Raw genomic sequence first — 16228 nt, forward strand, 5'->3', positions numbered from 1 at the left:
AGCTGAAGACCTGAATGGATCGCCTCGTCGCCCTTGCCGTCAACCGGCGCTTCCTGATGGTCGGGATGTTCGTCGCCGTGCTCATCGGCGGCCTGATTGCGTTCAACCAGCTCAACATCGAGGCTTATCCGGATCCGACCCCGCCGATGGTCGACATCGTGACGCAGAGCCCGGGCCTGTCGGCGGAGGAGATCGAGCGCTACATCACGATTCCGATCGAGACCCAGGTCGCGGGTCTGAAGAACGTGACGACCATTCGCACCATCTCGCTCTACGGCCTCTCCGACGTCAAACTGCAGTTCTCGTTCGCTTACACCTATGACGAGGCATTGCAGCAGGTGTTGAACCGCCTGGCGCAGCTCGCGCCGCTGCCCGGCAATGTGCAGCCGCAGATCTCGCCGCTCAGTCCAATTGGCGAAATCTTCCGCTACCGTCTCGTCGGCCCGCCGAACTACAGCGTGCTCGACCTCAAGACCATCCAGGACTGGATCCTCCAGCGGCGCTTCCGTGCCGTGCCCGGCGTGATCGACGTCACCGGATGGGGCGGCAAGAGCAAGACCTACGAGCTCCAGGTCGACTTCAACAAGCTGGTCGCCAACGGCCTGACGCTGCCGCAATTGCTCCAGGCGGTCGGCAATTCCAACGTCAATGTCGGCGGCAACACCGTCAATATCGGTCAGCAATCGGCCGTGGTGCGCGGCGTCGGCCTGATCCGCTCGATCGACGACCTCGCCAACACCATGGTCTCGCAGACCAACGGCAATCCGGTGCTGGTCAAGGACGTCGCCACCGTCACCGTCGGCCAGAAGCCCCGTCTCGGCATCGCCGGCCTCGATGAGTCCGACGACATCGTGCAAGGCATCGTCCTGATGCGCCGCGGCGAGCAGAGCTCGCCAACCATCAAGCGCGTCCACCAACTCGTTCAAACCATCAACGACTCCAGCATCCTGCCGCCCGGCGTGCGCATCGAGCGCATCTATGACCGCGGCGACCTGATCGACCTCACGACCCACACTGTGCTCCACAACATGGTGATCGGAATTCTGCTGATCGTGTTGCTGCAGTGGATATTCCTCGGCGATCTCCGCAGTGCGCTGATCGTCGGCGCCACCATTCCGTTCGCGCTGTTCTTCGCGGTGATCATCCTGGTGCTACGGGGGGAATCGGCGAACCTGTTGTCGGTCGGCGCGATCGATTTCGGCCTGATCGTCGATGCCACCGTCATCATGGTGGAGGCGATCTTCCGGCGCCTGACGCAGACGACGCCGATGTCGGAATCCGAGCAGATGTCGTCCGAGACGCTGTTCGGCATGAAAAGCCACGCCATTCTCAGCGCGGCGGCCGATGTCTCTCGTTCGATCTTCTTCGCCGCGGCCATCATCATCGCGGCCTTCCTGCCGCTGTTCACGCTCTCCGGCGTCGAGGGCAACATCTTCGGACCGATGGCCCGGACCTATGCCTACGCGCTGGCCGGCGGTCTGCTTGCGACGTTCACCGTCACTCCTGCGCTGTCGGCGATCATTCTGCCGGCGCATGTTCATGAGACCGAGACCAGGGTGATGCTGATCCTGCATCGGATCTACATGCCGGTGCTGCATTGGGCGGTCGCCAACCGCGGCATCATGCTCGGTGGCGCGTTCGGCCTCGTACTGATGACGGTTGCGCTCAGCCGCTTGCTTGGCCTCGAATTCCTGCCGAAGCTGGAGGAGGGCAATCTCTGGATCCGCGCCACGCTGCCGCCGACCATCTCGCTTCAGGAAGGCAACTCCTACGTCAACGAAATGCGCAAGGTGATCCGCGCGCGGCCTGAAGTGGAATCCGTGGTGTCGCAGCACGGCCGCCCCGATGACGGCACCGACGCCGCCGGCTTCTTCAACGCCGAGTTCTTCGCGCCCCTCAAGCCCGCCAGCCAATGGCCCGGCACCCGCGACAAGGAAGAGTTGACCGCGCAACTGCTCAAGCAGCTTGACGATCGCTTCCCCGGCGTCGAGTTCAACTTCTCGCAATATCTCCAGGACAATGTCTCCGAAGCCGTTTCCGGCGTGAAGGGCGAGAACTCGATCAAGCTGTTCGGCAGCGATCTCCAGGCGCTGACCGACACCGCCAACAAGATCAAGTCGGTGCTATCAACCGTGCAGGGCGTCACCGACCTTGCCGTGTTCACCTCACTGGGGCAGCCGACCATCCAGATCGATATCAACCGTGCCAAGGCCGCGCGCTATGGCCTCGCGCCGGGCGACATCAACGCCACCATCAAGGTCGCGATCGGCGGCGACACCGCCGGTGACATCTACGAGGCAGGAAGCGACCGCCACTTCCCGATCATCGTTCGTCTTGCGCCGGAATTCCGCAGGAGCGCCGAGGCGATCCAGAATTTGCGGATCGGTGCGCCCGGACCGAACGGCACCGTCACGCAGATCCCCCTGAGCGAGGTCGCCACCATCAGCCTCGTCTCGGGTGCGGCCTACATTTATCGCGAGCAGCAGGAGCGCTATCTGCCGATCAAGTTCTCGGTACGTGAACGCGACCTCGGCAGCGCCATCCGCGAGGCGCAGCAGAAGATCGCCGCTCAGGTGCAACTGCCGCCCGGCGCGCACATGGACTGGGTCGGCGAATTCGGCAATCTCCAGGACGCGATCCGGCGATTGTCGATCGTGGTGCCGATCTCGCTGGCGCTGATCGGCGTCCTGCTCTGGTTCAATTTCGGCTCGATGACCGACACGCTGCTCGCCATGAGCGTGATTCCGATGGCCATCTTCGGCGGCGTGCTCGGTCTCTTGATCACAGGTACCGCCTTCAGTGTCTCGGCGGCGATCGGCTTCATCGCGCTGTTCGGCATCGCCGTGATGGACGGCATCATCATCCTGTCGCAGTTCAACCAACTCATCGAAGAGGGCATGGACCGCATGACCGCGGTGATACGCACCGGCGAATTGCAGCTTCGGCCGGTGCTGATGACCTGCGTCGTCGCCGGCATCGGCCTGTTGCCGGCCGCGCTGTCGGAAGGCATCGGCTCGCAGGTGCAGAAGCCGCTTGCGGTCGTCGTGGTGACAGGCATGATGCTCGCCCCTATCGTGATCCTGGTGACGCTGCCGGTGTTGATCTCCTTCTTCTCCCGCCGCGCACGCTGACGCCGCCAATCACAGCATCCGCTGCGCGATCCGCACCAGCATCATGGTGCCGAGGCCCAGCAGCATCAAGCTGGCCAACCGACTGCTCATCGACAGCATGCGCGGCGTCAGCCGTGACCGCGCCATTGCCACGATCGTGCTGAGCACGGTCCACCAGATCGCGGAACCGACGAAGACACCGGCGATCAGCGGGGCTGCCGCGGTCTGCATTGAAAAGGCGTGCAGCGCAGCCAGAAACAGGATGACGGTCAGCGGATTGGTGAACCCAAGCGCGATGGCGCTGAGATAGGCCCGCGCCAGATGCACGTTGTCGACGACGTCGGTCCTCTGGAGCGCGACCGAGCCGCGATGGGTCCGGATCGCGAACCACAGCAGCGTGAGCGCCGAGACGGTGCCGAAGCCGGCGGCATTGGCCTCGACCCGGGGCTGTGCCAGCGAGCCCAGTCCTAAAACCGCGAGAGCGCTGTAGGTGAGATGCACGGTCGCGGCGCCGAAGCCGGTTGCGAGGCCCGTGGCCATGCCGGATGCCAATGTGCGCTGTATGCACAGCATGCCCATCGGTCCGATGGGGGCGGCCACGGTGAAACCAATTCCAATGCCGGAAAAAAGCGCGGCAAGATAATGCGATAAAGGCATGCACCCGCACGAACAAATGAAATCTGTGCGTGTGCGTAGCCCCGAAAAAGAATGGCCGCCTCAACCAGAAGGGTGAGAAACGGACGAGAGCACAAACACGTTCGTGTGAGTCCAACGAGTTTGTGCCTTCGCGACAACAGTTCCACGCCTCATTGTGGAACCGTGTCGCGGTCGTTGAACCGAATTGCGCTTGGCGCGACTCAGAACCCGTAGAGTTGCGCCGGGTTGTCGACCAGGATCTTCTTGCGCACATCTGCATCCGGCGCCCACACCGGAAGCTGGTTGAGCAGGCGGCCGTCGTCGATCTGGTAGAGCGGCGCGATGTCGGTGGCTTTGCGTCCCTCGACACGGCTCGAATCCGGATGCGGCCAGTCCGTGCCCCAGACGATGCGGTCCGCATTCGCCGCGATCAGTGCGCGGGCATAGGGCACCATGTCCTGATAATCGGGCGCGAGCTTCGAGGAGCGATAGGCGCCGGAAATCTTGACATAGGCCTTGCCGGATTTCACCAGCGCGACCAGGTCGGAAAATCCCGGCTGCTCCAGCCCAAGCGAGGCCTCAAGGCCGCCGAAATGGTCGAATACAACGGGTACTGGCGCCGTCTCGACGAGGTCCTTGATCGCCGAGATCATGGGAAGCGTCGTGTAGAGCTGCACGTGCCAACCGCGCGCCTTCATGCGCTCGACTGCGGCGGTGAAGCGCGGCCGGCCGACATTGGGGTCGTTGACGCCGCCGGTCGCGAGATTGAGGCGGACACCGCGAAAGCCGTCTGCCTGCATCGTGTCAAGCTGGGCCTCGGTCGTTTTGTCGTCGATCACGGCCACCCCGCGCGCGGCCGCGCCACGCGCTTTCATGCCGAACAGCGTCGACGAGTTGTCGGTGCCGTAGACGCTCGGCGTCACGATCACCACGCGCTCGATATGCAGCGCCTTGTGCAGCGCGGCCATCTCCTCCGGCGAAGCCGGTTCCGGCGTGTAGACGCGGCCCGCGAAGAACGGAAATTTTTCGACATCGCCATGGATGTGGGTGTGACAGTCGCAGGCATGGGCCGGGACGTCGAAATTGACCGGAGTGGCGGGCTGCGCGGCACGTGCGTGGGCTTTGTTCGACATGGCAACTCCGGCGGCAAGGGAGGCAAGCAGGACGCTGCGTCGGCTGAGCATGGTTTCTCTCCCTGTATTATTATTTGGCAGTGGCATCGTGACAGTATCACATCAGCCCGGCAGCCGCTGCGCTTCGCTGCATAGCTGCTCGACGAGGTCCGCAAGCAGGCGTGAGCCGTCGACGCGCACGACCGGGCAGGGCAGCTTCGCGAGCCACGCCTCATCTCTTGCGAGACTGCGACCCTCGCGATCGCCGGCTTCGTAGTGCGAGGCCCAGTCGACGAACGACTCCGCCTCCTCATGACGCCAGCCGCCCTGTGCGACGGCATCCGCTCCGAAATGCGTAGCCTCGCGGTCACGCAGGCGCTGCAAGCGAAGCTCGCGCGGCGTCGTCACAAAGACGACGAGATCGAAGAATGGGATGAACTCGTCGCCCCAGCCGGTGACCGTTCCGCTCAGCACCCAATCGAGCCGCGGCAGAAACATCTCGCGCATCAGGCGCAGACGCTCGGCAGCGGGGCGCGTGGTCTGGTAGGGCGGCGCCGTCGGCAGCCAGAAATAATCATCGCTGTCGTGATGCGGCAGCGCAAGCCGGCTCGCGAGCGCGCGGCCGATCGTCGTCACGCCGGAGCCGGAGGCTCCCATCAGATGGATGCGGCGGCTTTTCATCGGCACCAAGCCAGACGATTGAAACTACTGCCCCGATGGCGTGCGCAGGCCGTGCCAGGCGTCGCGGACCTGCTGGTAGTGCACCTCGGGCAGATAGTCCGGCGTGTTCAGGCTCAAGGTCTTGACGTCGAGATGGCCGACGGCGCTGAGCAGCGTGTAGGAAGCGATCACGCGGTCGCGATTGGCGCCGATCAGGCGGGCCTTGGCCTGGATCAGATCGGCCTGCGAGTTCAGCACATCCACCGTCGTGCGCTGTCCGCCGGCGGCCTCGCGCTGCACGCCCTGGAGCGCGACGGTCGCCGCCTTCACTTCGGACTCCGAAGCCGAGACCGCGATCTTGGCGCCTTCATTGGCAACCCAGGCGCTGACCGCCGCCGTGCGCGCCTGGTTGCGCACCTGATCGAGCACGAGCCGGCTCTGCGCCCTGATTTCCTTGGCCTGCCGGGTCTGTGCGGCGGCCTGGCCGCCGTCGTAGATCGGCACGGTGACATTGGCGACGATCGAGGCCTGATCTTCGGCGAAGGTGCCGAGCGTCGGGTCGTTGTTGCGGCTCTTGCTGGCGCTGCCCTGGACGCTGGCGCTCGGCAGCAGCGCGCCTTCGGCGACGCGGATGTTGGTGGAGGCGACATCGACGTCGAAGCCCGCCGCCATCACCGCTGGGTGCTGGCGGATCGCCATCGTCAGCGCGTCTTCGCGGCTCTTCGGCAGATAGCGGTCGACGACTTCGGCGGCCCGAAGCTGCGACGGCGCATTGCCGATCACCTGCGCGTAGATCGCCTGGCTCACCGCCAGCGCGACTTCCGCGGCGTTGAGATCGGAAAGCCCGCGGTTGAGCCGCGCCTCGGCCTGGGCGCTGTCGGTCGGCGTGACGTCGCCGGCGTTGAGGCGCCGCTGGGTGACCGAGAGCGTTTCGCGCAGGAAGGCGACGTTGGAGCGCTGCGCCTCGACCAGCGACTGGTTGGCGAGGACATTGGTGTAGGCGGTGACCGCGTCGAGCAGCACACCCTGGCCGACGTTGCGCAGCGCCTCGCGGCCAGACTGCACCTGGAGTTCGGCGGCGCGCACGTTGTTGGCGGTGCGGAAACCGTTGAACAGGGTCTGCGACACGGTGACGCCGATGATCCATGGCTTCAGATTGGCGGTCTGGATGGTGTTGTCGGGCAGCAGGTTGCGCACCGACTGCAACCCGGCGCTGAGGCTTGCCACGATCTGTGGCCGGTAGCCGGCGAGCGCCTGCGGCACGTTCTCGTCGGTGGCGCGCTGCCGCGCACGCTCGGCATTGAGTTGCGGATTGGTCTGGTAGGCCTTGGCGAGCGCCTCCGGCAGCGCTTCCGCCCGTGCGGCCGAGGGCAGGGCGCAACACAGCGCCAGCGTGGTCCATGTCGCGAGCACAGGAGCCACGCCCGATCGATGCCGCGTCATCACGCGACCAGCTCTGGCGGCACGCCCAATCATGTAATCCCGCAAATCCCGGCTGTCCGCCCCCGCCGACGGCGGCTCTCTTAGCTGTTTAACCAGCCGAGGTCCCGCAGGCAAACTGCCGCGGGGGAAACCCCCATGTATTCCGTGCTTGTTGCAGGCACGTCACAGGGATTCTGCGGGAAAGCGGCAGAGCCTTACACCAGGCTGACCGCTCGCCTGCCTTTACCTGTTCTTGTTCACCGGCTTCCGCTTCTCGATGAACGCCGCCATGCCCTCGGAGCGGTCCTCCAGTGCGAAGGTCGAGTGGAACAGGTTGCGCTCGACGCTCATGCCCTCGGCGAGCGTGGTCTCGAAGGCGCGGTTGACCGCTTCCTTGGCCATCGCGACCGCGGGCCGCGACATCGCGGCGATCTTCTCGGCCGCGGCCATCACCTCGTCCATCAGCTTGTCGGCGGGAACGATGCGGCTGACCAGGCCGCTGCGCTCGGCTTCGGCCGCATCCATCATGCGGCCGGTGAGGCAAAGGTCCATCGCCTTGGACTTGCCGATCGCACGGGTCAGGCGCTGGGTGCCGCCGATGCCGGGGATGGTGCCGAGCGTGATTTCGGGTTGACCAAATTTGGCGGTGTCGGCGGCGATGATGAAGTCGCACATCATCGCGAGCTCGCAGCCGCCGCCGAGCGCATAGCCTGCGACCGCGGCGATCGTCGGCTTGCGGCAGCGCGCGACCCGATCGCCGCCGATCGCGGCAAAATCCTCCGAGAACATGTCGATGAAGCCTTTCGGCTGCATCTCCTTGATGTCGGCGCCGGCAGCAAACGCCTTCTCGCTGCCGGTCACGACGATGCAGCCGATGGCGTTATCGGCTTCGAGATCGTCGACGGCCGCGGCGATCTCGCGGAAGACGCCGAAGGAGAGTGCGTTGAGCAGCTTCGGCCGGTTCAGCTTGATGATGCCGACCGCGCCTTTGCTTTCGACGATGATGTGTTCGAACGTGCTCATGCTCCACCCACGCTTTTGGTTGAGCGGGCAATGTGCCCGCTCGCGCGGTGGGCTTCAAGAGGCCGCAAAGCCATCGGCGCGAGGACGGCCGGAACACGCGGCCAGATGCGCGTTCCGGACCAGGTCCCGCGGGCCGGCGATCAGGCCAAAATCACGCCATGAACATACGCGCGGCGGAGGCCAGCGTCAGCAGCGTGCCGACGCCGATGAAGATTTTTCCGATCAGGGAGCTCTGGTCCCAGGCCGAGCTCTGCTGGCTGCTTGCCATCACCGGCGCCGGACGCGGCTGCGCGTCGATCACCGCCCTCTGCGCCGGCGTGTTGTCCTGTTGCAGGGCGCGGTCGATGTCGTTGAGCTGATCGGGTGCGACGACCTGGCTCTCGGCGTTCGGGGCGGCGGTATTATCGGCCGCGGCCTGGACGTTGTCGTTGGCCCGGCCCGTCATTGCGGAAGCGGCAGCCGCGGTCGGCGTATCGGCGGCGGCGAGTTGCGCGTTGGCGTTGGCGATTTCCGGCGGCATCTGGCTCGAGGTCGGCGCGTCACGATTGTCGGCCTTCGTCTCATCGGCCGTTGCCGCGGCGTCCTTCTTGTCGGCCTTGTCGTCGGATTTTTCTGCCGTCTTGGTGTTGTCGCGGTGACGCGACGTGTGATGCCGCTGCTTGGTCGGCTTGACCGTGTCGGCCTGTTTGCCCGCGCTGTCCGACTTGCTGCTTGCGGCTGAATTCGGCGCCGCCTGTGCAACGCCCCCGAACAGCAAGAAAAGCCCGGCCAGGAGAATCAGGGCCGCGCGCCCGCTGGCTTTCATCATGTTGACGATCTCCCCAAATTCCGCCCGTCCCGGGACTGAACAGAGACCCTGGGGCGTGACCACAGCGGGGCAGAAAATGGGAATCTTCGGGCCACACCGGGCAAAAGCGCGGCAAAACCGCTGCCTTCGCAGCCGGCCGCGGGGTGCGGACTGGACCGATCGGTGTTATGAGCCGTCGCAGATCCTGACGGCCGCATCGGTCGCGTGGCCAAGCAAGATCACGAATTCGTGATCTGGCTGATGCCAGCGTAACAAACTGAAAGAGCGGCCGAATTGCATGGTGAGGGGCGCGCGTGCGCGGACGTGAGGACGAGTGGACCGGCCTGATGCGGTCGGCCATGGCAGGCGATGACGCGGCGTATCATCGCCTGTTGAAGGCGGTCACGCCTGTGCTGCGCGCTGCCGCGAGGCGCGGCCTGGCTCGGGCCGGGCAGCCTCCCGACCAGGCCGAGGATATCGTGCAGGAGATTTTGTTGGCGGTGCATCTGAAGCGGCACACTTGGGACAGCGAAGCCCCCTTCGCCCCGTGGCTGTTTGCGATCGGCCGCAACAAGCTGATCGACATGCTGCGGCGACGGGGCAGGCGGATCTTCGTCAACATCGACGATTTCGCCGAGACCCTGCCGGGCGAGGCGCCGCAGGAGACGGTCTCGGCCGGCGAAGTCGCCAGCCAGCTCAATACGCTGCCGCAGCGCCAGCGCGACGTGTTGCAGTCGATCGCGGTCGACAGCACGTCGATCAAGGACACGGCGGTGAAATATTCGATGAGCGAGGGCGCGGTGCGGGTCGCGCTACATCGCGGACTTGCCGCGCTGACTGCCAAACTGCGGGACCAGTAGTCATGGACACCGATCAACTCATTCGCTCGCTCGCGGCCGACAACGCCCATCGTCCGCCGCGCGTCGGCGCGGTGCTGACCATGGCGCTGCTGGTCGCTGCGCCGCTGTCGATCCTGATCTTCGCCACCTTTCTCGGTGTGCGTCACGACGTGATGAGCGCGATGCACAACCCGTTCTTCGACATGAAGTTCGCGGTCACGCTGTCGCTCGCGATCCCGGCGATCATCGTCAGCCTGCATCTGTCGCGTCCCGAGGCCTTGCTGCGTGGCTGGGGCTGGCTACTGCTGCTGCCGGTCGGGCTGCTCGCGGTGGCGATCGGCAGCGAGGCGATGATGGCGCCGGCCATGCCGATGACGATGCGACTGGTGGGCAAGAATTCCAGGGTATGCCTGTTCGCAATCCCTGCGATGTCGCTGCCGCTGCTTGCTGGGGCCCTGTTCGGCCTGCGTCACGGCGCGCCGTCCCATCCGGCGCTCGCCGGGGCTCTCGCCGGCCTGGTGTCGGCCGGGCTCGCCGCGACGCTGTACGCTTCACACTGCACCGACGACTCGCCGCTGTTCGTCGCGACCTGGTACACGCTCGCCACCGCGTTGGTGGCGGCAATTGGCGCGCTCGTGGGGGCGAGGGTCCTACGCTACTAGCTCGCCGGCTTCACGCCGCCGGCGTCGCGCCCTGCTGCATGCGGTGGAAGCGCAGCACCTGCTGCGCGGTCGAGCTGCGCAGCGCCTCGTAAGCGTCGCGTAGCGTCAGCATGTCGGTCTGCGAGCCGCCTGAGAGCTTCTCGCGCAGGGCAATGATGGCGCGGACGCTCGACCATTGCATGGCCGCGACCTTGGCGAGGATCATCACGCCCTCGATCCGGCTTTCGATCATCATGGTCTCGGCGGTCTCGACTGCGACGCCCGCAAGCGCCGCGAGCCCCGCATTGGTCTCGTCGAACTTGCCCTGCTCCGCGAAGGTGGCGACCTGGAGCTCGGTGAGGCGGCCGTCCTCATGCAGCGACTTCACCAGCGCGCGCGCCCTCTCGGTCTGCCTGGTCATGCTGGCGGCGCGGATTCGCTGGGCCGCTTCCTGGACCACGCTGGACACGTCGTCCGCGAACTCGGGGTGCGCGGCCTCCAGCTTCCTGCGCACGGCCAAGGAGGCCTTTGCGACCAGCTTCAAATAATGATGGCGGGGCAAGTCGGGCCGCAGGCCGATGCAACTGGCGAGGTCGTCGTCACGCTCGGCGCGGGTCACGAGGTCGGCGAGACTTCCCTCCGACAGTTGCGCACCCGGATTGCTGACGGTCGATTGCACCACGTCCTCGTCGCCGCGGGTCACCAGCACGTCGGTCAGCGCTTCCGACAGCACCCGCCGTAGCGAGATCGCCTTGAGATGGGCTTGACCCCTGGTGCGCGCGATCTCGATCAGGATCTCCTCGTCCAGCCGTTCGGATTTCGACAGCACCGGGCCGGAAACCTCAATCACCTCGTCGAGCGCGAGCGTGCGGATGATCTTCGGCGGCGCAGCCGCGATCGGTGCGAGGCGGTCGGCGAGCAGCGCCTTGGCGGACGTCTCGATCTGCTCGATCAGGCATTGGAACACGTCATCGAACACACGAACGTGGTCGTCGGAATAGTCCGAGGCGTTGCCCACGAAGAGATCTGTGACGCGGCGCAGCGTCTCGACCCGGTGCGCGACGGTGCCGTGCGAGAGCGCGGTTTGCAATTCCTCGAGCAGATTCTCGGATGATTTGGCGGATTTAGATCTCATTGCCCTGTCCTGGCGCGTTCGGCCCGGCAGCGGCTTCGGTCGCGCCGGGAGAAAATGGATTGATCAGCTGGTTGCAATGCGGTTGCGCCCCTGTGCCTTGGCGGAATAGAGCGCGCTATCGGCGCGCACGAGAAACGTGTCGGCGGTATCGTTGTCGCGCAGCGTCACGACGCCCGCGGAAATGGTCACGCGCATGCCCGGGGAGAATGCGCTCCAGTCCAGATCGGCGACGATGCCGCGCAGCCGATCGAGCGTGCGCGATGCCGCATCGCCGTCCGTCCCCGGCAGCAGCAGCAAGAATTCCTCGCCGCCGTAGCGGCCGAAGCAGTCGGCCGGGCGGATGTTGGCGAAAATGGTGATTGCGAAGGTGCGCAGCACCTCGTCGCCGACGGGATGGCCATGGGCGTCGTTGATGCGCTTGAACCAGTCGAGATCGATGAGTGCGATCGCGCAAGGGGTCGATGTCTGCCGCGATTTTTCGATCTCGGCGTCGAGAAGCCGCATGATGCAGCGGCGGTTGTAGGAGCCGGTGAGTTCGTCGAGCTCCGCCAGCTCCTCGATGCGCTGATAGGCGGCCTTCAGCTCGATGCTGCGCCGGTACAGGATCTTGCGCAGCGTGGCGCCGAACAGGCCGAGGAAGGCGCACTGGCCAATCACCAGCACGAAGCACAGCATCGAGGCGGCCCGTTGCAGCTGGGTCGTAACCGGCAGTCCGATTGGCAAGTCCGAGGCGAGGAAGACCAAGGCGAGCCCGCAAGTGGCGAGGCCCCAGGTGAGCATCGCCTGGCTCGATGTCATACGAAGCGTGCCGAAGGCGAAGATCAGAAACAGCACGGCAAGGAACGCAACTCCGACTGTCGGCACCGCGAGCAGGAACAGCAGCTGCAGCGACATATGCGCCGAGATCTGGAAGACGGTGAGGTAATGATCCTCGAACCGGTCGCCGAAGCCCGCTTCCGACAGCACGGTGAAGGTTCCGATGGTCAGAAGGCCGCCGAGCCAGAACAGTGACGGAACGCCCATGGAGATGACGCCGTCATAGGCGTAGAGCAGCAGGACGGAGGCGCCGAGCGAGTAGCTCGCCACCTGGCCGACATACATCTGGCGCCGCTGCCGGATCCGGCGCGCCAGGACCTCGGGTGCCGCAGCCGCGGTCGTCAGGGCGAGATCCGCGGCCTCAGCGGCATTCCTCTCGGGAAAGGACGTCGCAGCCGTGCTCATGGTCCCGCCCAATGGTGGATGTCAGCCCAAAAATCTACGTGGCAAGCCTTTAGGTTTGGTATCCTTCGAAACCGAATCCACGCTGTGCAGCGCAGGAGCGGGGACGTCGAGCGGCCGAGGAATTTGCCGGCCGTGAGGCGTCGTGTGCGACGCGGTCGAGCCAAAGCAGGGCTTCGGAAGACATATGTCGTGCTAGGCTGCTAAGGTTCCATGCACGTCGGCTTCTCTATGCTGGACGGCATTGCTCAGGAAAGTGCTTCATTACTATGTTACCGTTCTTGAGCGCGGCGCCCAGCCGCGGGTGGCAAAAGGAAATTTCGCGTATGTGGGGTAGATCACACAGCCTCCCGTATGACTGCGGTAGGCTGAACAATTTTACCCCTCCCGTCGAACCGTCTGCCGCATCGACCCGACCAATCTTGCGAGACGGCCTTTGAGCGTGACACAAGCGGCTTCGGACGAGATCCTGATCGCCAGGATCGCTCAAGGCGACCGGCTCGCCATGCAGGTGCTGTACGGGCGGCACCATGTAAGGGTGTATCGGTTCGGCCTTCGGCTCGTGCGGGACGAGCAGGCGGCGGAAGACCTCATCAGTGAGGTATTTCTCGACGTCTGGCGTCAAGCCGGCAAGTTCGAGGGCCGATCCGCCGTTTCCACCTGGCTGCTGGCCATTACCCGATTCAAGGCCCTGTCTGCGCTTCGGCGCAGGAAGGATTTTGAGTTGGACGACGACGCCGCGAACGCGATCGAGGACACGTCCGACAATCCGGAAACGGCGGTGCAGAAGAAGGATACCAGTGAAGCGTTGCGGGAGTGTCTGACGGGCCTCTCGCCGGATCATCGGGAAATCGTCGATCTCGTCTACTACCACGAGAAATCCGTGGAAGAGGTGGCCGAAATCGTTGGCATCCCGGAGAACACTGTGAAGACGCGCTTGTTCTATGCGCGCAAGAAATTGGCCGAACTGCTGAAGGCAGCCGGCATTGAGCGAGGCTGGCCATGATGGCTTTGAGCAAGAAGATGCTGGAGCAAGAGCCCGGTGAAATTGAACTGCTGCTGCCGTGGCACGCCGCCGGCACGCTGAACCCGCGCGATGCGCGCCGCGTCGACGAGGCGCTAGCGCGCGATCCCGAGCTCGCGAAGCAATATGCCGCGATCCGCGGCGAGTATGAAGAGACCATTCATCTGAACGAGAGCCTGGGTGCTCCGTCGGCGCGCGCGATGCAGAAGCTGTTCGCGGCGATCGACGCCGAGCCCGCGCGGGCGGCCGGTTCGCTGCCGCTGTCGGCGCGCATCGCCACCTTCTTTGCGAGCCTGTCGCCGCGCACTCTCGCCTGGTCGGCGAGCCTTGGCGCCATGGCCCTCGTGCTGCAAGCCGGAATCATCGGCGCGGTGTTGACGCAGACCCAGACTGCGACCTTCCAGACTGCTTCGCTTTCGACCAGCGCTCCGATCACACGCGACCTCGGCACGACCGTCCCGCCAGCGCGCGCGCTGGTACGCTTCACGCCCGAGGCGCGCGTCGCCGACATCACCGCATTGCTCGACGGCTACCAGGCTTCGATCATCGGTGATGCCAAGGGCGGCATGTTCCGCCTCCAGTTCGACAAGGCGATGAGCCGTGACGAACTCAACTCGCTGCTTGGCAAGATGCAGCGCGAGAAGTTCGTCAACCTCGCCGTCGCGGCGCCGTAAGGCGCTTCCAAGCTGATGACGCGCAAGTCCGAAAGTGGAGTAAGAGCCGGGGTCTGCGCTTCGTCGGTCGCAGCCGCGCTTTTGCTCGCCGCCTGTCTCGGCGTCGAGGTTGCGCAGGCGCAGGCGATCATGCGCACGCCGACGATCAGCGTCCCCTCCCGAATGCCGACCATTTCTCCTGGCATCGCCGCACGCGTCAGTCCGGGCGTTGCAGCCAGAGCGGTGGCCGTCGGCCGCGGTCCCGGTCCGATCGTGACGACGAGGATTTCGGCGCGGATGGGGCCGACGCCGGTGCTGCCTTATGCGCGCTACTCCCCGAACCTCTATCCCGCCTGTACCGCGCCCGATCGCGACGCCGCCGGCGAATGCCTGGCGCAGCAGAATGCAGGCGGCGATGGCTCGGGCAAATCGGGCAAGAAGACCGCCGGAAAGCGGCGCGGCAACAACGCGCCCGTCGCCGCGGATTTGCGTACCTTCGCCGACGAATTCGTCGCCGAGATCGATGGCGGGCTGTCGTCGACCGAGGCCGACGAGCTTGCGCGTCGCCATGGCCTGACGCGCGTGTCCTCCGAGAATTTTCCGCTGATCGGGGCGACGTTCGGACTGTTCCGCATCACCGACGGCCGGCCCTCCGCGACGGTGCGGCGTGAATTCGCGGCCGACGGCAGCGTGCGTTCGGTCCAGCCGAACTTCCGCTACCTGCTTCAGGACCAGAAATCGTCGGTGCCGACCGAGGGAGATCCCGCGCAATATGCGCTGGCCAAGCTCCGCCTGCCGCAGGCACATACTCTCGCGCATGGCGCCAATGTGACGGTTGCTGTGATCGACTCCGGCATCGACGCCCGACATCCGGAACTTGCCAATTCCATTGCCGATAATTTCGATGCGCTCGGTAGCGCCGAAGGCCCGCACATTCATGGCACCGGCATTGCAGGCGCCATCGTGGCGCATGCCAAGCTGATGGGCAGCGCGCCCGAGGCGCGCATCATCGCCATCCGCGCCTTCGGCGGCACCACCGGCGGGGCCGAGAGCTCGTCCTACATCATCCTGCGCTCTCTGAACTATGCCGCCGAGCACGGCGCGCAGATCGTCAACATGAGCTTTGCCGGTCCCAAAGACGCGGTGATCGAGCGGGCCATCGCGGCGACCGCCGCGCGTGGCCTGGTGCTGATCGCAGCCGCCGGCAATGCCGGCGCGAAGTCGCCGCCGCTCTATCCGGCCGCCAATCCCAACGTGATCGCGGTCAGCGCAACCGACCAGCAGGACCGGCTGTTCACCGCCTCCAACCGTGGCAACTACATCGCGGTCGCGGCTCCCGGCGTCGATATCTTCCTGCCAGCGCCTGACGGCAAATACCAGATGACGTCGGGCACCTCGTTCTCGGCCGCGTATGTCTCCGGCGTCGCAGCGCTGCTGCTCGAGCGCAACTCCGCCTTGAAGCCGGAAGCGCTGCGCACGACGCTGGCGAAGACGGCGCGTGACCTCGGTTCACCCGGGCGTGATGATCTGTTCGGCGATGGCGGGGCCGACGCGTTTGCCGCGGTCATGGCCGTTCCCGCCGCCGGCGCGACGCCGGTCGCGGCCGCATCCGGTACAACAAAACGTGAAGATATCGAGAAGCGTCGCGACGAGCCTGGCATCCGCGCATTAGAGCAACCCTCGTTGTCGAGCACCGAGGATAAAGCCACGGTTTCTCAGGCGGATAGGCCGGCGACGCGATAGCGGCTGCGACAACTTTGCGCGCGGCGCGAAGGTTGAAAAATCAAACGCCGCATTGAACGTTCGGCCCGCTGCCACGACCAAATTATGTGGGAGCGGTTATCCCTCCCCATAAGTCATATCAGGCGCGAGCGCCCATCCACCCCAAGCGCCCATATGGCTCGACCCGTCCGGTTGTCCCCCCGGACGGGTCTTTTCTTTTTGGGCGTCCAATCCCTCGAAGCCTGC

The 16228-nt window shown here is 65.2% G+C and carries 14 protein-coding genes; 6 read left to right on the forward strand and 8 right to left on the reverse strand.

All coding sequences use genetic code 11. The features are described 5' to 3' along the window. Positions 1–14: 14 nt before the first annotated feature. Entirely contained in the window at positions 15–3131 is a 3117-nt protein-coding gene (locus IVB19_RS11835; RefSeq protein ID WP_018456899.1) for an efflux RND transporter permease subunit, read from the forward strand. Between the two features lie 9 nt (positions 3132–3140). Here IVB19_RS11835 and IVB19_RS11840 read toward each other — a convergent pair whose 3' ends face one another. The 6 genes from IVB19_RS11840 to IVB19_RS11865 form a co-directional block, all read right to left on the reverse strand. Next, positions 3141–3710, reverse strand: coding sequence for a LysE family translocator (locus tag IVB19_RS11840; RefSeq protein WP_247821427.1), 570 nt, complete (start codon positions 3708–3710; stop codon positions 3141–3143). Between the two features lie 257 nt (positions 3711–3967). After that, positions 3968–4930, reverse strand: a complete 963-nt coding sequence (locus IVB19_RS11845; RefSeq protein WP_018456897.1) for an amidohydrolase family protein — start codon at positions 4928–4930, stop codon at positions 3968–3970. Positions 4931–4981: 51 nt separating this feature from the next. Further along, positions 4982–5539, reverse strand: a complete 558-nt coding sequence (locus tag IVB19_RS11850; protein WP_018456896.1) for a P-loop NTPase family protein — start codon at positions 5537–5539, stop codon at positions 4982–4984. Between the two features lie 24 nt (positions 5540–5563). Continuing rightward, positions 5564–6961, reverse strand: a complete 1398-nt coding sequence (locus tag IVB19_RS11855; RefSeq protein WP_204510676.1) for a TolC family outer membrane protein — start codon at positions 6959–6961, stop codon at positions 5564–5566. Between the two features lie 222 nt (positions 6962–7183). Further along, on the reverse strand, positions 7184–7963 hold the full coding sequence (locus IVB19_RS11860; protein ID WP_018456894.1) for an enoyl-CoA hydratase: 780 nt from the start codon (positions 7961–7963) through the stop codon (positions 7184–7186). 151 nt (positions 7964–8114) lie between these two features. Beyond that, positions 8115–8771: a hypothetical protein gene (locus tag IVB19_RS11865; RefSeq protein ID WP_018456893.1), complete on the reverse strand. Its 657-nt coding sequence runs from the start codon at positions 8769–8771 to the stop codon at positions 8115–8117. 293 nt (positions 8772–9064) lie between these two features. On the opposite strand from IVB19_RS11865, the gene IVB19_RS11870 reads away from it, so the two are divergent. After that, positions 9065–9610, forward strand: a complete 546-nt coding sequence (locus IVB19_RS11870) for a sigma-70 family RNA polymerase sigma factor (RefSeq protein WP_085352255.1) — start codon at positions 9065–9067, stop codon at positions 9608–9610. Between the two features lie 2 nt (positions 9611–9612). Continuing rightward, the gene (locus IVB19_RS11875) at positions 9613–10251 is read left to right on the forward strand and encodes an NrsF family protein (RefSeq protein WP_018456891.1); all 639 of its coding nucleotides are present in this window, start codon (positions 9613–9615) and stop codon (positions 10249–10251) included. A 10-nt stretch (positions 10252–10261) separates the two neighbouring features. Here IVB19_RS11875 and IVB19_RS11880 read toward each other — a convergent pair whose 3' ends face one another. Together IVB19_RS11880 and IVB19_RS11885 are read right to left on the reverse strand one after the other, a co-directional pair. Then, positions 10262–11365, reverse strand: a complete 1104-nt coding sequence (locus tag IVB19_RS11880) for a DUF2336 domain-containing protein (protein WP_026233261.1) — start codon at positions 11363–11365, stop codon at positions 10262–10264. 63 nt (positions 11366–11428) lie between these two features. Then, on the reverse strand, positions 11429–12586 hold the full coding sequence (locus IVB19_RS11885) for a GGDEF domain-containing protein (protein WP_018456889.1): 1158 nt from the start codon (positions 12584–12586) through the stop codon (positions 11429–11431). 433 nt (positions 12587–13019) lie between these two features. On the opposite strand from IVB19_RS11885, the gene IVB19_RS11890 reads away from it, so the two are divergent. Genes IVB19_RS11890 through IVB19_RS11900 form a run of 3 tightly spaced genes read left to right on the forward strand, consistent with a single transcriptional unit; the run spans position 13020 to position 16003 of the window. Further along, positions 13020–13589, forward strand: a complete 570-nt coding sequence (locus IVB19_RS11890; RefSeq protein ID WP_007593582.1) for a sigma-70 family RNA polymerase sigma factor — start codon at positions 13020–13022, stop codon at positions 13587–13589. Further along, positions 13586–14281, forward strand: coding sequence for a hypothetical protein (locus tag IVB19_RS11895; RefSeq protein ID WP_026233260.1), 696 nt, complete (start codon positions 13586–13588; stop codon positions 14279–14281). The genes IVB19_RS11890 and IVB19_RS11895 overlap by 4 nt, the downstream gene beginning before the upstream one ends. Before the next feature lie 15 nt (positions 14282–14296). Continuing rightward, positions 14297–16003 carry a S8 family serine peptidase gene (locus IVB19_RS11900; RefSeq protein WP_026233259.1) on the forward strand — a complete coding sequence of 569 codons (1707 nt, stop codon included), beginning with the start codon at positions 14297–14299 and terminating at the stop codon, positions 16001–16003. Positions 16004–16228: the final 225 nt, after the last annotated feature.

Origin of the sequence: Bradyrhizobium sp. 187, from assembly GCF_023101005.1 — a bacterium.
In the GTDB taxonomy this organism is placed as follows: Bacteria; Pseudomonadota; Alphaproteobacteria; order Rhizobiales; family Xanthobacteraceae; genus Bradyrhizobium; species Bradyrhizobium canariense_D.

Excerpts from the sequence above, each read along its gene's own strand:
- IVB19_RS11900 (WP_026233259.1), top strand. The coding sequence starts at position 14,297 with ATGACGCGCAAGTCCGAAAGTGGAGTAAGAGCCGGGGTCTGCGCTTCG.
- IVB19_RS11855 (WP_204510676.1), bottom strand. The coding sequence starts at position 6,961 with ATGACGCGGCATCGATCGGGCGTGGCTCCTGTGCTCGCGACATGGACC.
- IVB19_RS11895 (WP_026233260.1), top strand. The coding sequence starts at position 13,586 with ATGATGGCTTTGAGCAAGAAGATGCTGGAGCAAGAGCCCGGTGAAATT.
- IVB19_RS11845 (WP_018456897.1), bottom strand. The coding sequence starts at position 4,930 with ATGCTCAGCCGACGCAGCGTCCTGCTTGCCTCCCTTGCCGCCGGAGTT.
- IVB19_RS11865 (WP_018456893.1), bottom strand. The coding sequence starts at position 8,771 with ATGATGAAAGCCAGCGGGCGCGCGGCCCTGATTCTCCTGGCCGGGCTT.
- IVB19_RS11880 (WP_026233261.1), bottom strand. The coding sequence starts at position 11,365 with ATGAGATCTAAATCCGCCAAATCATCCGAGAATCTGCTCGAGGAATTG.
- IVB19_RS11885 (WP_018456889.1), bottom strand. The coding sequence starts at position 12,586 with ATGAGCACGGCTGCGACGTCCTTTCCCGAGAGGAATGCCGCTGAGGCC.
- IVB19_RS11860 (WP_018456894.1), bottom strand. The coding sequence starts at position 7,963 with ATGAGCACGTTCGAACACATCATCGTCGAAAGCAAAGGCGCGGTCGGC.
- IVB19_RS11875 (WP_018456891.1), top strand. The coding sequence starts at position 9,613 with ATGGACACCGATCAACTCATTCGCTCGCTCGCGGCCGACAACGCCCAT.
- IVB19_RS11835 (WP_018456899.1), top strand. The coding sequence starts at position 15 with ATGGATCGCCTCGTCGCCCTTGCCGTCAACCGGCGCTTCCTGATGGTC.
- IVB19_RS11850 (WP_018456896.1), bottom strand. The coding sequence starts at position 5,539 with ATGAAAAGCCGCCGCATCCATCTGATGGGAGCCTCCGGCTCCGGCGTG.